Consider the following 20,840-nt stretch of genomic DNA (forward strand, 5'->3'; position numbering starts at 1 on the left):
TTGAGGGACCCTCGGGATGGACATTACCCAACTGCTGGCTTTTAGCGTCAAGAACAAGGCGTCCGATCTGCACCTGTCTGCGGGCCTGCCGCCCATGATCCGGGTGCACGGCGATGTCAGGCGCATCAATGTCGATCCGCTGGACCACAAACAGGTCCACGCCATGGTGTACGACATCATGAACGACACCCAGCGCAAGAACTACGAAGAGTTCCTGGAGATCGACTTCTCCTTCGAGATTGACGGCCTGGCGCGTTTCCGTGTCAACGCCTTCAACCAGAACCGCGGCGCCGGCGCCGTGTTCCGGACCATTCCCTCGAAGATCCTGACACTGGAGCAGCTCAACGCGCCGAAGATTTTCGGCGATCTGGCCATGAAGCCGCGCGGCATGGTGCTGGTCACCGGCCCCACCGGCTCGGGCAAGTCCACCACGCTGGCCGCCATGGTCAACTACCTGAACGAGACCGAATACGGCCACATCCTGACGGTGGAAGACCCGATCGAATTTGTGCACGAATCAAAAAAATGCCTGATCAACCAGCGCGAGGTCGGCCCGCACACCCTGAGCTTCAGCGCGGCGCTGAAATCCGCCTTGCGGGAAGATCCGGACGCCATCCTGGTCGGCGAGATGCGCGACCTCGAAACCATTCGCCTGGCCATGACCGCCGCTGAAACCGGCCACCTGGTGTTCGGCACGCTGCACACTTCGAGCGCCGCCAAAACCATTGACCGGATCATCGACGTGTTCCCGGCCGAGGAAAAAGACATGATCCGCGCGATGTTGTCCGAGTCGCTGCAGGCCGTGATTTCGCAAACCCTGTGCAAGACCAAGGACGGCCAGGGCCGTGTGGCCGCGCACGAGATCATGCTGGGCACCAGCGCCATCCGCAATTTGATCCGCGAGGCCAAGGTGGCGCAGATGTACTCGTCGATCCAGACCGGCAACAGCGTGGGTATGCAGACGCTGGACCAGAACCTGACCGATCTCGTCAAGCGCAACGTCATCTCTGCCGCCGAAGCGCGCGGCAAAGCCAAAATCCCCGAGAACTTCCCGGGCTGAACATGGCCCACACTCGCAACATGGACCCGTCCCCGTCAAGCAGGGGCCGCGGAACCGGCTTCGCCGGGCCGCAGGCGCAGCGGCCCCCTCGGGGGGCAGCGAACCACACGAAGTGGGGAGCGTGGGGGCATTATTTTTTAGGAGCCGCAAATGGAACGCGACCAGGCCAGTAAATTCATCAACGACCTTCTCAAACTGATGGTCGGCCGCAACGGCAGCGATCTGTTCATCACCGGCGACTTTCCGCCTGCGATGAAGGTTGACGGCAAAGTGACCAAGGTGTCGCCGCAGCCGCTGAACGCCGCCCATACGCTGGCGCTGGCCCGCGCCATCATGAACGACAAGCAGGCCGCCGAGTTCGAACGCACCAAGGAGTGCAACTTCGCCATTTCACCACCCGGCATCGGCCGTTTCCGTATCAACGCCTTCATCCAGCAGGGCAAAGTCGGCATGGTGATGCGGGTGATTCCGGCCGTGCTGCCGACCATCGACGGCCTGGGCGTGCCGCAGGTGCTCAAGGACGTGGTGATGTCCAAGCGCGGGCTGTGCATTCTGGTGGGGGCTACCGGCTCGGGCAAGTCCACCACCCTGGCCGCCATGGTGGACTGGCGCAATGAAAACTCATTCGGCCACATCATCACGATTGAAGACCCGGTGGAGTTTGTACACCCCCACAAAAACTGCGTGATCACCCAGCGCGAAGTAGGCCTGGACACCGACAGCTGGGAAGCCGCGCTGAAAAATACGCTGCGGCAGGCACCCGATGTGATTTTGATGGGCGAGGTACGCGACCGCGAAACCATGGAACATGCCGTGGCTTTCGCAGAAACCGGTCATTTGTGCCTTTGCACGCTGCACGCCAACAGCGCGAACCAGGCGCTGGACCGCATCATCAACTTCTTCCCGGAAGAGCGCCGTGCCCAGCTGCTGATGGACCTGTCACTCAACATGAAAGCCATGATCTCCCAGCGCCTGGTGCCCAAGCAGGACAGCAAGGGACGGATTGCCGCAGTTGAAGTGATGCTCAACACGCCTCTGATCTCTGACCTGATCTTCAAGGGCGAAGTCTCCGAAATCAAGGAGATCATGAAGAAAAGCCGCAACCTGGGCATGCAGACTTTCGACCAGGCACTGTTCGATGCGTTCGAAAGCAACATGATCACCTACGAAGATGCGCTGCGCAACGCCGATTCGGTCAACGACCTGCGGCTGCAGATCAAGCTCAATTCCCAGCGCGCCAAAACGCAAGACCTGGCAGCGGGCACGGAACACATGTCCATTGTCTAGGAGCCCGACAGGCGCCTAGACCGGCGCGCCACCTTTCGCCGGTACTTCCCCTGCAGCGGCTGCCTGCATAAAAGCGGCAAAGCAGGTTTGAAGGTAGTCCATGGTGGCGCGAATCTTCGGGGCCCGGTGTCGCCCGGCCAGGATAGCGGCGTAAATCGCGTACTCTCCCGGTACCCCGTAACGCGCGAGCACCGGTTTTAAGCGGCCGTCCCGAACCAGATCCCGCCCGACCACGTCATTGATACGCGCGATTCCGGCGCCGGCCAGGGCAAGGGATACCACCGCCGCGCTGCTGTTCACGCTTATCTGCCCTCGTACATCCACCGCAGTACGCACGCCATCGACCAGAAAATCCCAGCGGTTATGGGCTGGAACAGCTGTGTTGCCGATCAGACTGTGCGATGCGAGATCAGCCGGCGTACGAGGAGCACCGTACTTTCTCAGGTAGCCAGGCGCGGCATACAAGGCGCGTCCATGTTTTCCCAGTGAACGGGCGATCAAAGTATCTGCAGGAGGAATGCCGGCGCGTACGGCAATGTCGATGCCTTCGTGCGCCATGCTGACCATGCGGTCGTCGATATGCAGATTGATGTGCAAGTCTGGATGCAGAGTTCGAAGCGCTGCAAAACGGCTCGTCAGCACGTATTGCGCAAGCAGCTGACTCACGCTGATGTGAACCGTGCCGCTCACCGCCTTGCTCCGGCTTCCGAGACTGGCCTCCAATTGGCGATGCTCGTCCACCATATGTTGGGCGTATTCAAGGAAAACCTCGCCTTCGTCTGTCAGAGAGAGGTTGTGAGTGGTGCGATGCGCCAGGCGCAGGTTACACGCCTCTTCGATCCGGGCCAACGCCCTGGACACATGGCTGGCCGCCACACTTCGCTCACGCGCCACGGCAGACAGCGATTGCAAGGCGGCAACCTGCACAAACAAGGCAAAGTCATCAAGGCTGAGGTTCTTCATGCTTGTGCATTTTGAGCACAAGCATCATGCAGAGCAAGGGGTTTCCGAAAGGAATCATTTCCAGCACATTGGCAAGGCGCGCATCCCGCCGCTTGACCTTCAACCCCGCCAAGGAGTTTTTTATGCCCCTCGTTCGAATCAGCCTACCCCAAACCACCCCTTCCGCCGAAGTGGCCGCAGTGTCTGACACCATCCATCGCGCCATGGTCGAAACCTTCAATGTGCCGGAGCTTGACCGGTTCCAGGTCATTCATCGCCACGGTCATGAAGAACTGGTTTGCACACCCGAATACCTGGGTGTCAACCACTCGGGGGCCGTTGTTTTTGTGCAGATTACCTGTGCGCCAGGCCGCAGCCTCGAAATGAAAAAAGCACTGTATGCCAGAGTCGCCTCGGATATTTCCCGGGTCAGCTCTTTTTCTGCCGCCGACGTGATAATTAACCTCGTGGAATCCAGCCGGGAGAACTGGTCTTTCGGCTTGGGAATCGCTCAATACAGTCAATGAAGCCAGCCCGGTTGTGACGTGACCTGTTTCCCGGACTGCCGCTCTCACTCTGACACCAACAGCTTTAAAGGTATCGCCCATGTCATCGACCAACCCCAAAACCTATGAATCCGTTCCCTCCCGCAAAGTGGCCTTTCTTGGCCTCGGCGTCATGGGCTATCCGATGGCTGGGCATCTCGCGCTGGCGGGCCACGAAATTACCGTCTACAACCGGACCGCCTCCAAATCTATCGCGTGGTGCGATGAATTTGCAAACAGCAAAGGGGCAAAACATGCGCCAACGCCCCGTGAGGCGGCACAGGGTGCCGACATTGTGTTCTGCTGCGTTGGCAATGACAACGACTTGCGCGGGGTAACGCAGGGCAAAGACGGTGCCTTTGCCGGCATGCAGCCTGGTGCCATCTTTGTGGACCACACGACGGCCTCGGCCAACGTGGCACGCGAGCTGTATGCGGCTGCGCAGGCCTTGAAGCTCCAGTTTGTCGACGCGCCCGTGTCAGGCGGCCAGGCCGGTGCGCAAAACGGTGCGCTCACCGTCATGTGCGGTGGCGATGCGGCGGCGTTCGAGGCCGCCCGGCCGGTAGGCATGGCGTTTTCCAAAGCCTTCACGCTGATGGGCACCAGCGGCGCCGGCCAACTGACCAAGATGGTTAACCAGATCTGCATCGCCGGGCTGGTACAGGGCCTGAGCGAAGCCATTGCTTTCGGCCAGAAGGCCGGGTTGGACATGAACCAGGTGCTGGACGTCATCGGCAAGGGCGCTGCGCAAAGCTGGCAGCTCGACAACCGCGGCAAGACCATGGTGGCCGACAAGTTCGACTTCGGTTTTGCGGTGGACTGGATGCGCAAAGACCTGGGCCTGGTACTGGACGAAGCCAAGGGCAATGGCGCGCGGCTTCCGGTGACGGCGCTGGTGGACCAGTTTTATGGGGACGTTCAGGTGATGGGCGGGCAGCGCTGGGACACGTCCAGCCTGATCAAACGGATCAAATAAAGCCCCCACGGTTGCTCACTGCGTGTAGCGCCCTGCCCCCCGAGGGGGCCGCTGCGCCTGCGGACTGGCGAAGCCAGATCCGCGGCCCCTGCTTGAAAAGAGAAGAGCCCCCACGGTTGCTCACTGCGTGTAGCGCCCGAGGCCTTGCAGGCCGCGGCTCGCGAGACGCTTCGCCTCTGTCGCCTGTCCAAAGCTGCTCAAGCAGCTTTGGAGCCGCAGGCTCCAGCCCCTCGAGGGGCGCGTGTTCCTGGGACGGCCCTGCGAAAAAACAGGGCCCCGCGCGTTGGCGCTGAACTATTTGATAGCTGCGTTGGCGGGCTGCTGGGACTGTTGCGGCCTCAGGCTGCGCAGTTCGTCTTCGCTGATGATCTCGAAAATGCGCACCACTTTCTGCACACCGCGCGCACTGCGGACGATGTCGGTGGCACGGTCGGCTTCTCGCTGCGTCACGCGTCCCATCAGGTAAACAGTGCCGCGCTCGGTGGTCACCTTGAAGGCGTTGGCATACAGGTCTTTGGCATCAATGAACAATGCCTTGACCTGGCCGGTGATCAGCACGTCGGAGGAGCGCTGAACCAGCGACGGGCTGTTGATGATGGCCAGCTCGTTGACCACGGAGGTCACGTTTTCCACCCGCGAGATCACCTGCTCAACCAGCTTTTTGTCCTGCTCGTTCAGGACCTCGCCGGTCAGCAGCACCTGGCGGTTGTAGCTGGTCACGCTGACCCGGGCGCGGCTGCCGATCTGGTCGCGCAGCCGGCTCATGGAACGCAGCTCGATACCTTCGTCTTCAAGCTGCGCACCCGAGGTGCGGCGATCAGTGGCAACCAGTGCCCCCCCGGCCAGCGCGCCCCCGGCCACCAGCGGAAAACAGGCGGTGAGGCTGCCGCCCAGGGCCGCCGCGGCACAGGCCGCCAGCAGCAGCCGACCGAAAATGGCCGAAGGGTTGCGCTTTGCTTTGACTGTCATTTAAATGTTCTCCTGGTCACCAAGTAACTGGGCATCCACGCCATCACAAATACAGTGAAGGGCCAGCAGATGAACTTCCTGAATGCGTGCGGTGCGCTCGTGCGGCACGCAGATGTGCACGTCGGTCTCGCGCAGCGCGGCAGCCATTTTTCCGCCGTTCCTACCGGTCAGCGCCACCACGGTCATCTCGCGCTCATGCGCCGCCTCGATGGCCGCCAGTACATTGGCCGAGTTGCCGCTGGTGCTCAGCGCGAGCAGCACATCGCCGGCGCCGCCCAATGCCCGCACCTGTTTGGAAAAAATCACGCTGAAATCGTAGTCATTGGCAATCGCCGTGAGGATAGAGCTGTCGGTGGTCAGCGCTATCGCGCCGAGTTCGGGCCGCTCGCGCTCAAAACGCCCGACAAATTCGGCCGCAAAGTGCTGGGCATCCGCCGCCGAGCCGCCATTGCCGCAGGCCAGCACCTTACCGCCGCTGGTCACACTGGCCAGGATGGCCTGCACGGCCGCGGCAATGGGTTTGGAAAGGATTTGCGCGGCCTGGTACTTCAGGTCGGCGCTGTCGATAAAGTGCTGTTCAATGCGTTGTTCGAGCATGGGTCAATGATACCGGGTCAAGTTTTCGTTTCGCGTCCGGCAACCCCTTCAGGTCCGCCAGGCGCAATGCATGGTTACAAAATGGGGATGAAACCGCTGTCCACAAGCATCTCAGTCCGTGTCAAAAGCACCGCGCAGCCATTCGACCACGACAGTCTCCGGCGCATCCATCCGGCCTTGCACCGTGACGACATCAAAGCGGCAGGGCGGCATGCTGGCGAAGCGCATCAGGTAGTGACGCGCCGCAAAGATGATCCGCCGCTGCTTGACAGCGCCGACGCTGGCTGCCGCGCCACCGTGCCCGTCGCCCTTGCGCTGGCGGACCTCGACAAACGCCAGCGTGCCGTCGGGTGCCCGCATGATCAGGTCCACCTCGCCGCCGCCACGGCCCGGGGTTCGATAATTGGCCTCGACCAGCTTCATCCCGGCGCGCACCAGATGCGCCAGCGCCAGCGACTCGGCCGCGTCGCCCAGGCGCTTGGTGGTAATCTGGCCGGGCGTTTCCCCGCCAACGCCGTCGGCGGCCAGCTCTTTTGCAACCTGTTTCCTGGAAAACCACATACGAGCTAGAAACGGCAGTTAACCGCTCTCCCCTTGAATAAAATCCACATGCTCATCACCCTGTCCTCCCGGAACAACCTTCGCCGCTCAAGCGGCCCCGCTACGCACCCGATTGATCCGCCCTGGCGCGGCCTGGGGGCGTTACTCGTCCTTGCAGGCATGAGCCTGCTGCGTTCTCGCGCCTACCCAACCCACGCCATGACGACCCACTCGGGCGCGTCCAACTGCGGTTTCTAGCTTGAACGCTTCCTTTGACCTGGCACTCCCCGCGGCGCGCGCGGCGGCAGGCATGCAGCATTATCCCGAAGCGGCGCTGTATGTGGTGGCCACGCCCATCGGCAACCTGTCGGACATCAGCCTGCGGGCGCTGCATGTGCTGCAGCTGGTGCACGCCATTGCCTGCGAAGATACCCGCCATACCCAGACCATGCTGCGCCAGTACGGCATCGACAAGCCCCTGCTCGCTGTGCATGAACACAACGAGGAAGAGGCGGCGCTGCTCGTGATTGAACGGCTGCAACGCGGCGAACGCGTCGCCTATGTCAGCGACGCCGGCACCCCCGCTGTCAGCGACCCCGGCGCCCGGCTGGTGGCAGCCGTGCGCGCAGCCGGGTTGACCATCCTGCCTTTGCCCGGCGCCAGCAGCGTGACTGCCGCATTAAGCGTGGCGGGCATCGGCGGGGGCTCGGGTTTTGTTTTTGCCGGTTTCCTGCCTTCGAAGGCGCTGGAGCGGGACCAGGCCGTGCTGGCGCTGCAGGCAGACCCACGTGCCGTGGTCATCCTCGAAGCCCCGCATCGCATCGAAGCCCTCGCCCGCGCCCTGGCGCCGCTTGGCAGCCGGCGGGTGACCGTCGGCCGCGAACTGACCAAACAGTTTGAAGAGATCGCTACCGTGGCTGCGCAAGACCTGGCCGCCTGGCTGGACGCGGGCAGCCAGCGCATGCGCGGTGAATTTGCGCTGGTGCTGCATCCGGGCGAAGAGGCCCGGGCCACGGACGACGGCCACCGCGTGCTGCAGTTGCTGCTCGCCGAGCTGCCGCTTAAAACCGCGGTCAAGCTCGCGGCCGACATCACCGGCGCACCGCGCAACGAGCTTTACGAAGCTGCCCTGCTGTTGAAAAACGCCTGAGGCTCCGACATTCAATCCCGGTCGTTCGGATCATTGCGGAATTCCATTCCGGGGTGGGCTCTTTGCACCACCTGGTTGCCGTCCAGATAAACCCAGTAAAAAAGGTCCTGCAGGTCATACCATCGGTAAGTCAGGATGTCGCCCGGCCAGGAAGCCACCTGATCGACAAGCGCCGGGCGCCCGAACTCGCGCAACACGTCGTCACGCGTCCATTTGCCGGGTTCTATGCGCGCAAAATCCCGGGCGTTGAGAACCTGTCGGGCGCTGTACACACGTCCACCTGCATCAAGATCCACCATGAAAGCAAACTGCCCGGTGGGCTGCCCGGAATACTGCAGACGCGTGCCCTGAGGGATGGACACGACGGCGCCGGGCTGGCCTACGCGCGCGACCACCTCTTCGCGTGTCATGCCAGGGCTGACGGCACTGAAAGGATGGAGCGCGCAGGCACCGAGCCAGAACAGGCTGATGGCCAGCAGGAGAAAAATCCTGGCTATTCGCATGGCAATTCCTTTGTTGTCTCCGAGCCGCTGGCCGCAGTAGGTTGCATGATGCGCCATACCCGCCATGTGTATTCGACAAGCCTCTTCCGCGACAGTTCCCGGGCCGACGACAATCGGGCGTCATGGACAAACCCCACGCCCCCGCCACCGAGCGAAACCGCGAATCCATCCTGGCGATCCTGCGCGATCGTTTTGCGGACCGGCGTTCGGTGCTCGAAATCGGCAGCGGCACCGGCCAGCACGCCGTGCATTTCGCGCGCGCCCTGCCTTGGCTGCGTTGGCAAACCTCGGACGTCGCAGACAGACTGCCCGGAATACAGCTCTGGCTCGACGAAGCCGGACTGCCAAACACCCCCGCGCCCTTGCCGCTTGACCTGCGTCAGGACTGGCCAGCCGTAAAGTTCGATGCAGTCTTCAGCGCCAACACCCTGCACATCATGGGCTGGCCCGAGGTGCAGCGCCTGTTCATGGAACTGGGACGGCGCATGCCGCCGGGCGGCTTGCTGACGGTGTATGGCCCCTTCAACTATGGCGGCCGTTTTACCAGCGAGAGCAATGCCCGCTTTGACGCCATGCTGCGCGCCGGCAACGCCGAAAGCGGTTTGCGTGATTTTGAGGCGGTCCATGGTCTGGCAACCCAGGCCAGCATGCAACTGCTGGAAGACTGCGCCATGCCAGCCAACAACCGCTGCTTCACCTGGCAGCGCCGTCAGGACACTGCCGGTTAAAGCGGGCGTGACTCGACCCTGCCTGGGCGCAGCGAATACCGGTTGCCCGCATCAAAGCATTCGACCTGGACGCGTGCAGAACGGTTTGCATAAACCGTGCCTTTGAGCCAGTCGCATTCGGCCTGAAGCTGGGCCTCGTCACTGAGACGGGTGTGCCACACCTTGTGGGTTCCGTCCCAGCGGTAGCCCCGGGCTTTGAGCAGATCCTTGGCATCAAATGGTGCGGCGGTTGCCTGCAGCCGATAACTGGGGCGGGCTGCGACAGAAAGCAGTTGCCCCAGACCCGTCTGCCCGGACAGCGGAAGCGCGCTGACCAGCACCGCCAGCAACGCGTGACAGTCCATTTCGGCGCGGTGGGCATCGTAAAACCAGCCCAGTTCCAGCGCCAGATGGGTGAGCTTGGCCGAACTGCGGCCCTCCTTCTTCCAGTCCAGATCGGCAAAGGAGCAGGCCCAGGACAATTGCGCAAACCGCGCCAGGCGTGCCTCCACGAAAGGGCGGTCGAAGCCGGCATTGTGGGCGATCACCAGGTCCGCCTCGGCGAGCATGGCCAGCACACGCTGTTCGTCCAGCTTGTGGCCGCGGACCATCGCATCGCTGATGCCGGTGAGGGCCTGCACTTCCTGGGGAATCGGCATGCCGGGGTCTTCCAGCCCGTCATACACCTCGACGCTGCCGGTTGGCAACCCTGTCGCGGTTTCCACATCGACGCTCAGCAGGGCCAGCTCCATGATGCGGTCGCGCGAAGGGTCCAAGCCGGTGGTTTCAGTGTCCAGAATCAACACACGTGTGACAGGCCCCGCGGGCTGGTGCGCAAACTGCGACACCACCGGCAGGCGCCGCAGCACGCGGTAGTCAGCATGGCTGTCTAGCAAGCGCGCCATGGCTTCTGGTCCCAGCACTGCAGAAACTGCCGGTGCGGCTTTAGCCTTGCGGATTTTCGAGGGACCGGGCACAGGCGATGCCGGCGTGGCATCGTCAAATCCGAATCCCAGCTGGCCGGTCAACGTGGGCACCCTGGCCTCTTCGTTTGCGGAGCGCAGGGCTTCATCGGTTGCTGCATGGTGAATGTGGCCCAGAAAACTCATGGTTTCTCTCTCTCGCCGGTTGCGTGGTAGCGAGGCATGCATCAGTGACCGTGTCCCTGGAACCATAACCGTGCCGCCTTTGGAAGCATAACCGTGCCGCGAGTAGCCGAATCGCGCAATCGTCCCTGATCGCCTGAGACTCTGCCAAAGCTGTCGCCGATGGCAAACCTTATTTGCTGCACAGCAAATAAGGGGCTATCGCTAACGTATACCGGCAAACCGCTACATTTCTAACATACTAGTCATCCGAAAGTCGAATTTGCATGCTGTCTGAGCTCCATCCCGACCAGCCAACGAGCCTATCAAACGCTGCGACCCCGGCTACGCCAGCCGGCTGGTATATCGCCTGCCGATCTTTCGAATTGAAGCGCTCGCCACTGGGCTTAAGGATTGCCGCTCACTCACTGGTGTTTTTTCGGGATGAACAAGGCCAACCCGCTGCGCTCGACGACCGCTGCGCACACCGCAACGCCCCCTTGTCCGCCGGCAAGGTGTGTGACGGGCGCCTGCGCTGCGCGTACCACGGGTGGGAGTACACAGCGCAAGGTGAGTTGGCACGCATACCTGCATTGCCGACAACTGCTGTAGTAGCACACGTTCGGGTTGCTCACTACGTCGTTGAAGAGAAGCAAGGCTTTGTCTGGGTCTGGTTGCCCAATGCGATACAACCCGCACCACGGGCCGGTGCACCTCTATTTCCCCATTACAAGGAGCCTGGCTGGACCAGCTTTGTCATGCACACCCGGTTTGAAGGGGGCGTCGAGGCCTGTCTGGAGAATTTTCTAGATTGTCCCCATGCAACGTTTGTGCACCGCTACTGGTTTCGTTCCCCGACGGCGAAACCCGTCAAGTGCGTGGTGCGCACATTGGCGGACGGGGTGGAGGCGGAATATTTTGAAGAGCCACGGGAAAAGAGCCTGGTTTGGTGGGCGCTGGCGCCTGCCCGAGGCAACATGCGCCATACCGATCGCTTCATTGCGCCCAACACCAGTCAGGTGGACTATGCATTCCCGGGTGGCCTGCACTACACCATCACCTCTTCTTGTACGCCCATCCATTCGAATGCGACCCAGGTTACGACCGTCATCAGTTTTCGCTATAAGAAGATTGGTTTCGTGGTTCGCTTATTCTTTGAGCCCTTGTCACGTTTGATCATTCGGCAGGATGTCAAAATGTTGCGCCTGCAGGCGCAAAACATTCAACGCTTTGGGAAAGCTGAATTTTGTAGCACCCCTGCAGATCTGCTCGGCCCCCACATTGTTGCCTGGCGTCACGCGCTGTCCCGTGGTGAACCAGTACCCCAGGAAGCAAAAGAACGCGATGTTGAAATTTTCCTCTGAATCGGCGCTACGACTGGCCGTGTGCATTGTGTTGCTACTGCTCGCGGGGCTGACCGTGGGCTTCTACCTCATGCAAAATCACACCGGCTTGATCGGTGGGGAAATCGCTTTATCAAAGGCCGTTTGGCTGGCGCTTGCGATTCTGTTCTGGTTGCTGTTGCCAGCATTGATACTGATGGACGGAAAAACGGTCAACGCATGTCGGCTGCCGTTTGCCTGGCTGCTGGGTCTCATGGCGGCGCGCGGCGTGATTGAAGGCTTGATGCTATATGTTTATAACAATTGGTCGCCGCTGTATGGTATCGCCCACGATGTGATCTGTCTTGTGGTGATGGGCGCAATGGCCTTATCAATGTATGGCCGGGAAAGGCAGCATCAGCCGACGTCGACACGCCGCCTGGGTTTGCACGCCATGGTGACAGGTCTGATGTTTTTGCCGGAAATGTATTACGCTTGGTACATGCGGGCAAACTTCCATACGCAGGGCAACCATGCCATCTATTTTGTGCCGGATAATGGCCAGCATACGCTGGTGCTGGGCGTCACCACAACGGTCAATCTACTGCTGATTGCCTATCTATTCTGGTTCGTGCCTCGTTGGCTTCATGACAAAACTCAAAGCGACAATCCGCAAGCGGTGTGAACTCAACGCGCGGGACGTGGCTGCGATGTATGCACTCTACCGTGCGTATTACGCGCAAACCGATGACCGTCTTTTCGAGCAGGATATGGCTGGCAAAAGCCATGTCATTGAACTGCATGGCGACACTGGACTGCAGGGCTTTTCCACGCTGGAACTACTGCGCCTGGAATCGGACGGAGCGCGTCAGATGGTAGTTTTTTCCGGTGACACCATCATTGACCAGGCCAGTTGGGGTGAACAGGCGTTGTCGCTGGCGTTTTGTGAGTTTGCCGGGCGCGTCAAAGCCACATTTTCCATTGACCCACTGTACTGGTTTTTGATATCCAAAGGCTATCGCACCTATCGCTATCTGAGTTTGTTTGCGCGTGACTACTATCCCAGTTACACGGCCCCGACACCGCACGCGATGCAATCCCGGTTGGATACCATTGCACGGCATAAATTTCGCGATGCCTACGACGCCGCGTCCGGCCTGATTCGGTTTCAGTCCCCCCACGGACATTTGAAGCCGCAGTGGGCTGGGATTCGTGAAGGATTGCGCCAACGACCCGAAATCCAGTTTTTTCTGGAGCGCAATCCGCACTACAACAAGGGGGATGAACTGGCCTGTCTGACCAAACTTGAAGCCGGCAATCTGCGCTCACTGGCACGGCGCGCTTTTGTGGCAGGTCTGGCCCACCCGCTGACGCAACTGGATGTCCATTAGTCAAGTGGTAGCGGGTCACGCTGCGCGATTTCGTTATCTGCTGGATGATCCCGCGGCCGTTCAAGCACGCCAACTTGCCACACTGGTGGTGAACAACGCACAGTCGGCCTGGGGTTTGCGGCACCAATTCGCGACTATTGAGGACTACCGTCAGTACGCGCAGAACGTGCCAATTTCGAAGTGGGACGATCTGGCACCCTGGATGGACCGTGTCGCAAAAGGAGAGCGAACGGTCTTGACCAGTGCCCCGGTTCTGGTATTTGAGGAAACCGGTGGCAGCTCCGGGGGCGCCAAGTTGGTGCCCTATACAGAAGATGGTCTGGCATCGTTCCGCAAAGGCTTGTTGCCTTGGTTGGATGATTTGTTGGTGTCGTACCCAGTCCTTGGGCAGGGAAAGTTCTACTGGGCCATTTCACCGGCCTGCCGCGTCCCTCGAACGACCCCTGGGGGCGTACCGGTGGGCCTGGCCAGTGACGCCGCCTATTTTGGCGCCGAACTGGCACCCTTGGTGCTGGACGCGCTGGCGGTGCCGCCCACAGTCGGTGCGATTGCTGACTTTACGCAATGGGTGGCTGCGACGGTTGAGCATCTCATGGCCTGCAAGGAATTGACCATGATTTCCGTTTGGAGCCCGACCTTTTTATCTGAGTTGCTGCGCCTGGCGGGGTCCGGGCTGGACTACAGAACATTGTGGCCCCAGCTGAAAGTCATCAGTTGCTGGGATCAGGCCAGCGCGCGGCCGCAAGCCCAGGCATTGCAAGACTTGTTTCCGGGCGTCGTTGTGCAAGGCAAGGGCTTACTGGCGACCGAGGGGCTGGTCTCGATTCCGCTGGTGGGCTTTGAATTTCCGGTGCTGGCAATAGAGTCAGGCTTCTGGGAGTTTCTCGACGCGAGCGGCCGCGCGCTGCGCGCGCACGAAGTCGAGAAAGATGCCGACTATACGTTGGTGATGAGCACCGCGTCTGGCCTGTACCGCTATGTGCTGGGTGACCGCGTCAGAATTCCGGGCTTTGCCGGGCGTACGCCGATGATTGAGTTCATTGGCCGCGGTGACACGTCGAGTGACTTGTGTGGCGAAAAGCTGGTTGACGAATTCGTGGCCCGGGCATTGGCGCCGCTGGCCTTGCGCTTCGCGATGCTGCGCCCGGTTTGCGCACCGGGCAATACGCCAGGATACGCATTGTTGCTCGATGTCGATGAGGTGCCGGAGCAGACGGCCGTGGCATTGACGCACCAGATTGAGCAAGCGCTGTGTGCCAATCCCCAATATGCCTACGCGCGCAATCTGGGGCAGTTGGTGGCTCTGACACCGGTTGGTATCCGCCAACCACTTGCGCGCTGGTTTGCACGCGGGTTGGCACGTGGCCAGCGTCTCGGCGATATCAAGCTGCCCGCGCTAGGCCCCGACGATGATTGGTACCGGCCATGAGCCGCTTTGCCTTCGCGCTGGCAACGCCCGATGACGACGCACAACTGCGTGCGCGCATGGCTGCAGACTGGATGGAAGGTGACATTGCCGTGAGCTTTCGCCGCGAACCGTCCTACTTCGCGGGTTGCAGCTTGCAGGGCAGCCTTGCGCAGGTGATCAAATGCACCGAGCAGTCCAGCGGACGCATCATCGGGATGGGCGCACGACTGAAGACCATGGCCTTCGTCAATGGCGCGGCGTGCCAGATCGGCTATCTGAGTGACCTGCGGGGTGCGCCAGAGTACAGGCGCGGGACGCTGCTGGCGCGTGGCTACCATTTTTTGCAAGCTTTGCATGAAGTCGATCCGTTGCCTTTCTACTATTCGATCATCTTTGCCGGCAATGACGCAGCCACACGCAATCTAGTAGGTGCGCGCGCAGGATTGCCGGACTACACCGACAGCGGCGCAATTTTGACGCCAGCACTCCACCTCGATCTGCCAAAACGGGTCTTACAGGTCCCTGGCGTTGAATTCAGCCGCGGCAGCGACGCGCAAGGCGACGACATTGTGACCTTTTTGAATCAGCAGATGGCGCGCAGACAATTGGCACCGTGCTATGCGGTGGCCGACTTTCTAGCCGGGGGTCGTCTTCGGAATCTGTCGTTTTCCAATTTCTTCATCGCCCGCCGTGGCCCGAAGATCGTGGCCGCATTGGCCGCCTGGGACCAAGTGGGCATTCGTCAAACGCATATTGAGCGCTACTCGCCCGGTCTGCGTGCGCTGCGCCCGCTGTACAACGTGTTGAGTGCGCTCACGCCGTTGAAACCTTTGCCAGCACCCGGCGACAGAGTGCCCTATTTGTACTTCTCCTGCGTTGCAGTGGCAGAAGATGACTGCGCATTGTTTGCTGGCCTGTTGCGCCATGCGTATCGTGCATTGCGCACCGGACCCTGGCACTATGCGATCATAGGACTGCATGAACGTGATCCGTTGCTTGAGGTTCTCGATGGCTACCGCGCTATTGCAGCCGCGGGTCGCCTCTACGTCGTGCGCTATCCTCAGGCCGCAACGGAAATCATGGCTTTGGACGCCAGGGTTCCGTATGTGGACATGGCGCTTGCCTGAACGGAAGCTGCAATGAAAACTTGGCTGCGTGTACCTGATTGGCGCGACCCACGGCTTCCGGTGGCTGCCATTTTGTTGACCTATGTGCTGTTGGGCATGACGGTGCTGGGCTTTAACCGCAGTCCACTGCAAGTTTGCACCACGGTTGCTGCGGCGGTTCTACTTGACATGGTTTTCCACCGCATTTTTCGCCCTCAAGAACCACCGTTGTTCCCGTTCAGTGCGCTGATCACTGGGTTGGGGCTGAGTATTCTGGTCAACTATGCGCACGGTCTATGGCTGGCAGCAATGCCGGCATTTTTTGCGATCTCGTCCAAGTATGTGTTCACCTGGCGTGGTCGCCATCTGTACAACCCAGCCTTGTTTGGTGTGGTCGCCAGCTTGTTGCTGACCGACGGCTTGATCAGCGACTCACCCGCCTACCAATGGGGTGGCTCCTACGCCATTGCGGCCTTCATCGTCACGCTGGCACTATTTTTCGTGTTTCGGATCCAACGCTTTGCCCTGATTGGCTCGTTCCTGCTGTTCTACGCCATCAGCCTGTGCGTGCGTGCTTGGTTCACGCGTTGGCATATGCCGATGGAAACCTGGTTTCTGGGAACTCTGACCTCACCACCTTTTTATCTATTCACCTTTTTCATGGTGACGGACCCACAGACTTCACCTGCCACGCGGCGCGGCCAGGTGCTGCTGGCGTTTTGCATTGTTGCAGTCGATTTTCTCCTGCATTTGCGCGAGACCTTGTCGACACTTTTCTATGCGGCGTTTTTGTGCGCAAGCCTGCGATTGCTGTGGACGCACGGCCAGGCCATTCGCGATGGGGTCGGCGCCTTGCGCGTTCGGTTGGCATTCAGCTACAGACGCTGGGCGATGGTCGGCTGCATGGGGGCTGCTACCTGGCTGGGCGTTCACGGCCTATTGGCCAAAGACAGCGATTTTTTGCCGGATTTTGAATTCAAGGAAATCATTGCCGAGCAGGCTGGCATCAGCTCCCGGCCGGGGCAGGTGCTGCATTCGGTAGACCCGCGCATTGCCCATATTGCGAAATGGGTGCTGTCGGTGGGCGATGCGGTGGCGGTGGCGGACGTCGACAACGATGGCTTACAGGATATTTTTCTGACCTATCCGCTCAAGGACGGGCGCGACCGGGCGGCGCTGCACCGCAACCTTGGCAGCTACCAGTTTGAGCGCGTCGCCATACCTGCATTGGATGGCATCTTTGACCACCCTGAGATTCACGGCCTGCCGTCGGGGGCCATCTTCTTTGACTACGACAATGACGGCGATCAGGACTTGCTGATACTGGTGGGCTATGGCAAGGTACGCCTGCTGCGAAACCGCCTGGTCGAAGATGGGCGTTTATCCTTTGTCGATGTCAGCGATGCGATGGGGCTTGGTGACTACGGCATCAGCGTTGCCGCAAATGTGGCGGACTTTGGGCAATCGGGCAAACTCGATGTGGTGATTGGCAATGCATTGAACCCCCTGTTGCCGGACTATGCCAAGCCAACACCGTTCAATATTTTCAAACTGCCGCAGCCCGAGTACCCCGGGGACCGACGGATGTTCAATTTCATGCACCGCAATTGGCACAGCGCCAACAACGGCGGCGGCATGGTCCTGTTTCGCAACCAAGGTGGGCGATTCGAAAAGGCCGATGCACAGGCCTTGGGGCTGGGCGGTGAAAAGCGCTGGACCACGGCCATAGGCGCGGCTGACCTCAATGGGGATGGCTGGCCGGACCTGTATGCGGCCAACGACTTTGGACCAGACCAATTGTTGATCAACCAACGCGACGGCACGTTTGCCATGGTCAAGGGTAACGTCGCCGGAGAGATTGGCCGAGACACCTACAAAGGCATGAACGTGTCGGTAGCCGATTTTGATGGCAGCGGTCGACCCGGTATTTACGTGTCCAATGTTCATGAAAAATTGCAGGCCGAAGGCAGCCTGCTGTGGATGAACAACGGCAAAGGTGACACAGCGTCCAGTTGGGTCGACCAAGCCATGCAAAAAAACGTGCTCAACGAAAAGCGTTTTGGCTGGGGCGCGGCTGCCGGCGATCTGGACCTGGATGGTCGGGTCGATATCTTGCAAGCCAATGGCATGGTCGACAACGCCTACGACAAGATCTACCCCGACTGCCCTGACTACTGGTACTGGAACGACAAAATTGCCTTGACGCGGCCCGACGTACATGGCTATGCGGACCGCTGGGCCGACCTACGCGGCCGCTGTATTTTTCCGTTTGAGCGCAACCGGGTGGAGCTGAACCGTGGGCGCTACTTTGTCGACGTCGCCCAACGCGTGGGCTGGGACAAGCTGGGAAATTCGCGTGGCATTGCGCTGGTCGATCTCGACAACCGTGGCAGACTGGACGTGCTGGTGACCCACCAGTTCGCGCCGGTATCCATTTACCGCAACCAGTCCATTGCAGGCGCGGCGCCAAAATCCTGGATTGGCCTGTCACTGGCAGGTGATGGCCAGAGCTGCAACCGCGACGCCATTGGCACCCGTGTGGATATTGAATACACCGCCCAGGGGACGCTGCATAAGCAATGGCGTGAAGTATTGGCTGCCAACGGTTTTTCGGCACAAGGTGATAGACGCCTGTTGTTTGGCCTGAGTGATTACCGTGGCGTCGTCAACCTTTCGATTCATTGGTGCGGTGCCCCCACGCCACAAAAACTGACGCTGGAGCCTGGGCGATACCATGCTCTGAAAATTGCCGCGCAAGACACGCTTGCCGCGGTCGGACAGAAGAAGTGAGCATGCTCAAGCACCGTGCCGATGTTCGTAGCCTGGCTTTTGTCACGGTGGCGTTGCTGCTGTTGGGGTTGCCGCACGCGTGGCTGCCAACACCGGGCCTGGCTGTGCCGTGGATTGCGTGCGCCAGTCTGGCCTGTTTCATTGCCAGCATCATCAACCACAACCACATGCACCAGCCCGTGTTCACGGATCGCAGGTGGAATATTTGCTTCAACCTGGCCTTGAGTCTTGCGCGTGGACACAGTGCCAGCGGCGTCATCGTTCCGCATAACCTGAACCACCATGTGCAAGCAGGTGCCGAAGACGATTGGATCAGTCCACGACTCGCAGGCCAGGGGCTGGGATGGTGGCGTTTGTTGCGCTACGTCGTCGTGGCAAGTGGCAACATGATGATTCAGCGCCAACGCGCAGATGCCCCGCGTTTACCGAAGTCCATGCGTGCCAGCCTGATACTGGAAAAGCTTGTTTTGGCCATCGTCGTGGCGTTGGCGTGCCTGCATGACTGGCAGATATTTTTGGCCTACAACGTTGTGCCCTGGCTGCTGGGCCTGGCGCTGTTGGTGGGCGTAAATTTGTTGCAACACGATGGTTGCGATCCAAGCTCCGTACTGGGAGAGTCCCGAAACTTCACCGGAAAATGGGGGAACTGGATGTTTTTCAACAATGGTTTTCACAGTGCACACCACTACAAGCCCGCACTGCATTGGAGCCAACTGCCGGCCTTGCATGCCACGCTTGCGCAGCGACTGCCTGGCAATGACCTGACGCATGCCTCGATTGTTGTCTACCTGTTGCATTTTGGTTGGTCACGCGCCGGCGTGCGTTGATTCATGGGCAAGCTGTACATATCCGCTCCGGTTGATGACATTCAATTGGCCACTCACGTCGCGCCAACCGTTGCCGAACTGGCTGGCCGTTTGCCCACCGAACAAGAGCTGTGCCACTTGGCGCGTGCGCAGGGCCTTGATTACGCGACCATGGTGTTGTACCAGGCGCTGCATGCATCGGCAGGGCACCGCCCATTTATTGATGCCGTGAACGCCGAGCCGATTCACACATCACATCCGCCATTGGATGCCAAGGTCCTGATCATTCCCGCTTTGTTCCATGGCCACTTTCCGGAAACCGGTGCCGACGCCAAGTTGGTGGCCGATATTGCGCGCCACTGTGGCTTTGCCGTTGAAACGCTGCCCATTCGCAGTGTTGCATCCAGCACGGTGAATGCGCAGATCATTGCCGAGGCGCTCAGTCGCGAAACGGCTCGCAACCTATGGATTTTTACGGTCAGCAAGGGCACCGCGGATTTTCGACTCTTCCTGCAACGTCATCCGGACCATCCGGTCATTGACCGGTTGAGTGGCTGGGTGAACGCCTGTGGCATTGCCGGCGGCTGTGAAATCGCCGACTACGACACCGCAACAGCATGGCGTCGCCTCAAATACTGGTCTATTTGCCGCCTGTTTGGCAATGGCCCGGAGTTGCTGCGAGAAATGCGCACCGACCACCCGTATTGGCAAGTGCCCATTCAACTGCCCAAGAGCATGCAAGTGTTCAATTTTTCCGCTGTACCCTTGGGTGCCCACATACAGACTTCCTTGATTAGCCGCTATCAGGCGATCAGCCAGTTGGGTCCCAACGATGGCATGGTGCTGTGCCGCAATTCCATGTTGGAGCACGGTCCCTGCTATCCTGTGTGGGGATGTGACCATTTCTTTCGCAGCCCATTGGTAGCCCCGTTGTTGTATCGCTTTTTCGGTTTTTTGCGACGGCAGTGATCGTTCGCTATAGTTCACCATCTTCCAACAGGAGAGCACTATGCGGCAAATTGGCATTGGGAAACTGACCCGCAACTTTTTGCTGGGTGCGCTGCTGGTGTCCTGTGGGTGGACCTGGGCTGCGACGGCGCCAGTGCTCGATCCCAGTGTGGGCAGGGTCGAAGACCGGCTGCAATTGCGAACGCTGCTGGACCAGATGGAAAAAGCCATCAGCAATCTGGACGTGGAGGCTGCCATCAAACAGATGCAGCCGGACGCGGTGGTGACCTGGCAAAACGCCGAAGTGTCACGTGGCCCCGAGCAAATTCGCGCGTACTACAACCGAATGCTAAAGGGCGGAGCCCCTATCGTGAAGAAATTCAGCACCAAGGCGACCTTGGGTGGGCCCGCCGTGTTTTACGCCGACAGTGCGGTGGCGTATGGAACCACCATCGATACCTATGAGCTGTCGGATGGATTAAGTTTTCAGTTGAAGGCGGCCTGGAGTACGACGGTCACCAAGACCGATGGGCAGTGGAAAGTGGCGGCACTGCATTTTTCAACCAACCTGTTTGACAACGCGCTGCTCAACAGTGCCGAGCGATTGATCTGGATTGCTGGCGCTGCGGCATTTGCGGCCGGTCTGCTGCTGGCTTGGCTTGGGCTGCGGCTGACACGCAAGAAATGAATGCGGTGCCGCAGTTCCGC

At 60.1% G+C, this 20,840-nt stretch carries 21 protein-coding genes; 15 read left to right on the forward strand and 6 right to left on the reverse strand.

What is annotated here, in order from left to right:
- Positions 1 to 16 precede the first annotated feature (16 nt).
- The gene (locus ABI660_RS07555; RefSeq protein WP_077592542.1) at positions 17 to 1,060 is read left to right on the forward strand and encodes a type IV pilus twitching motility protein PilT; all 1,044 of its coding nucleotides are present in this window, start codon (positions 17 to 19) and stop codon (positions 1,058 to 1,060) included.
- 150 nt (positions 1,061 to 1,210) lie between these two features.
- The gene (locus ABI660_RS07560) at positions 1,211 to 2,347 is read left to right on the forward strand and encodes a PilT/PilU family type 4a pilus ATPase (protein ID WP_348066499.1); all 1,137 of its coding nucleotides are present in this window, start codon (positions 1,211 to 1,213) and stop codon (positions 2,345 to 2,347) included.
- Positions 2,348 to 2,362: 15 nt separating this feature from the next.
- On the opposite strand, the gene ABI660_RS07565 is transcribed toward ABI660_RS07560, so the two are convergent.
- Positions 2,363 to 3,310 (reverse strand): LysR family transcriptional regulator, encoded by a 948-nt coding sequence (locus tag ABI660_RS07565; RefSeq protein ID WP_348066500.1) that lies wholly within the window; start codon positions 3,308 to 3,310, stop codon positions 2,363 to 2,365.
- 92 nt (positions 3,311 to 3,402) lie between these two features.
- Between ABI660_RS07565 and ABI660_RS07570 the strand changes: the two genes are divergently transcribed.
- Together ABI660_RS07570 and ABI660_RS07575 are read left to right on the forward strand one after the other, a co-directional pair.
- On the forward strand, positions 3,403 to 3,816 hold the full coding sequence (locus tag ABI660_RS07570; RefSeq protein WP_348066502.1) for a tautomerase family protein: 414 nt from the start codon (positions 3,403 to 3,405) through the stop codon (positions 3,814 to 3,816).
- A gap of 79 nt (positions 3,817 to 3,895) precedes the next feature.
- Complete coding sequence (locus tag ABI660_RS07575; protein ID WP_348066504.1) at positions 3,896 to 4,810, forward strand: NAD(P)-dependent oxidoreductase; 915 nt, start codon at positions 3,896 to 3,898, stop codon at positions 4,808 to 4,810.
- Positions 4,811 to 5,104: 294 nt separating this feature from the next.
- Here ABI660_RS07575 and ABI660_RS07580 read toward each other — a convergent pair whose 3' ends face one another.
- From ABI660_RS07580 to ABI660_RS07590, 3 genes are all read right to left on the reverse strand, one after another.
- Positions 5,105 to 5,779: a BON domain-containing protein gene (locus ABI660_RS07580; protein ID WP_348066506.1), complete on the reverse strand. Its 675-nt coding sequence runs from the start codon at positions 5,777 to 5,779 to the stop codon at positions 5,105 to 5,107.
- A complete protein-coding gene (locus ABI660_RS07585) occupies positions 5,780 to 6,376 on the reverse strand; it encodes a phosphoheptose isomerase (RefSeq protein ID WP_348066508.1) in 597 nt (198 codons plus the stop codon).
- A 111-nt stretch (positions 6,377 to 6,487) separates the two neighbouring features.
- The gene (locus tag ABI660_RS07590) at positions 6,488 to 6,937 is read right to left on the reverse strand and encodes a YraN family protein (RefSeq protein ID WP_348066510.1); all 450 of its coding nucleotides are present in this window, start codon (positions 6,935 to 6,937) and stop codon (positions 6,488 to 6,490) included.
- 289 nt (positions 6,938 to 7,226) lie between these two features.
- On the opposite strand from ABI660_RS07590, the gene rsmI reads away from it, so the two are divergent.
- Positions 7,227 to 8,066 carry a 16S rRNA (cytidine(1402)-2'-O)-methyltransferase gene (gene rsmI, locus ABI660_RS07595; protein ID WP_348066563.1) on the forward strand — a complete coding sequence of 280 codons (840 nt, stop codon included), beginning with the start codon at positions 7,227 to 7,229 and terminating at the stop codon, positions 8,064 to 8,066.
- 11 nt (positions 8,067 to 8,077) lie between these two features.
- On the opposite strand, the gene ABI660_RS07600 is transcribed toward rsmI, so the two are convergent.
- Positions 8,078 to 8,569 carry a hypothetical protein gene (locus ABI660_RS07600; RefSeq protein ID WP_348066512.1) on the reverse strand — a complete coding sequence of 164 codons (492 nt, stop codon included), beginning with the start codon at positions 8,567 to 8,569 and terminating at the stop codon, positions 8,078 to 8,080.
- A gap of 122 nt (positions 8,570 to 8,691) precedes the next feature.
- Here ABI660_RS07600 and ABI660_RS07605 point away from each other — a divergent pair, with 122 nt between their 5' ends.
- The gene (locus ABI660_RS07605) at positions 8,692 to 9,297 is read left to right on the forward strand and encodes a DUF938 domain-containing protein (protein WP_348066514.1); all 606 of its coding nucleotides are present in this window, start codon (positions 8,692 to 8,694) and stop codon (positions 9,295 to 9,297) included.
- Here ABI660_RS07605 and ABI660_RS07610 read toward each other — a convergent pair.
- Complete coding sequence (locus tag ABI660_RS07610; RefSeq protein ID WP_348066516.1) at positions 9,294 to 10,385, reverse strand: 3'-5' exonuclease; 1,092 nt, start codon at positions 10,383 to 10,385, stop codon at positions 9,294 to 9,296. The two genes, ABI660_RS07605 and ABI660_RS07610, sit on opposite strands and share 4 nt — an antisense overlap.
- Before the next feature lie 263 nt (positions 10,386 to 10,648).
- Here ABI660_RS07610 and ABI660_RS07615 point away from each other — a divergent pair, with 263 nt between their 5' ends.
- From ABI660_RS07615 to ABI660_RS07655, 9 genes are read left to right on the forward strand one after another with little or no spacing between them, the layout of a single operon-like run.
- Positions 10,649 to 11,725, forward strand: a complete 1,077-nt coding sequence (locus tag ABI660_RS07615; RefSeq protein WP_348066518.1) for a Rieske 2Fe-2S domain-containing protein — start codon at positions 10,649 to 10,651, stop codon at positions 11,723 to 11,725.
- On the forward strand, positions 11,706 to 12,368 hold the full coding sequence (locus tag ABI660_RS07620; protein ID WP_348066520.1) for a hypothetical protein: 663 nt from the start codon (positions 11,706 to 11,708) through the stop codon (positions 12,366 to 12,368). The genes ABI660_RS07615 and ABI660_RS07620 overlap by 20 nt, the downstream gene beginning before the upstream one ends.
- Positions 12,331 to 13,074, forward strand: coding sequence for a hypothetical protein (locus tag ABI660_RS07625; RefSeq protein ID WP_348066522.1), 744 nt, complete (start codon positions 12,331 to 12,333; stop codon positions 13,072 to 13,074). Before ABI660_RS07620 ends, ABI660_RS07625 begins: the two co-directional genes overlap by 38 nt.
- Positions 13,064 to 14,503 carry a GH3 auxin-responsive promoter family protein gene (locus tag ABI660_RS07630; protein ID WP_348066524.1) on the forward strand — a complete coding sequence of 480 codons (1,440 nt, stop codon included), beginning with the start codon at positions 13,064 to 13,066 and terminating at the stop codon, positions 14,501 to 14,503. Before ABI660_RS07625 ends, ABI660_RS07630 begins: the two co-directional genes overlap by 11 nt.
- Positions 14,500 to 15,609, forward strand: coding sequence for a hypothetical protein (locus tag ABI660_RS07635; protein WP_348066526.1), 1,110 nt, complete (start codon positions 14,500 to 14,502; stop codon positions 15,607 to 15,609). Before ABI660_RS07630 ends, ABI660_RS07635 begins: the two co-directional genes overlap by 4 nt.
- 12 nt (positions 15,610 to 15,621) lie before the next feature.
- Entirely contained in the window at positions 15,622 to 18,378 is a 2,757-nt protein-coding gene (locus ABI660_RS07640; protein WP_348066528.1) for an FG-GAP-like repeat-containing protein, read from the forward strand.
- Positions 18,379 to 18,380: 2 nt separating this feature from the next.
- Positions 18,381 to 19,205: a fatty acid desaturase gene (locus ABI660_RS07645; protein ID WP_348066530.1), complete on the forward strand. Its 825-nt coding sequence runs from the start codon at positions 18,381 to 18,383 to the stop codon at positions 19,203 to 19,205.
- A 3-nt stretch (positions 19,206 to 19,208) separates the two neighbouring features.
- Positions 19,209 to 20,153: a hypothetical protein gene (locus tag ABI660_RS07650; RefSeq protein ID WP_348066532.1), complete on the forward strand. Its 945-nt coding sequence runs from the start codon at positions 19,209 to 19,211 to the stop codon at positions 20,151 to 20,153.
- A 40-nt stretch (positions 20,154 to 20,193) separates the two neighbouring features.
- Positions 20,194 to 20,820, forward strand: a complete 627-nt coding sequence (locus ABI660_RS07655; protein WP_348066534.1) for a nuclear transport factor 2 family protein — start codon at positions 20,194 to 20,196, stop codon at positions 20,818 to 20,820.
- Positions 20,821 to 20,840: the final 20 nt, after the last annotated feature.

Origin of the sequence: Polaromonas sp., assembly GCF_039930745.1 — a bacterium.
Lineage (GTDB): Bacteria > Pseudomonadota > Gammaproteobacteria > Burkholderiales > Burkholderiaceae_C > Polaromonas.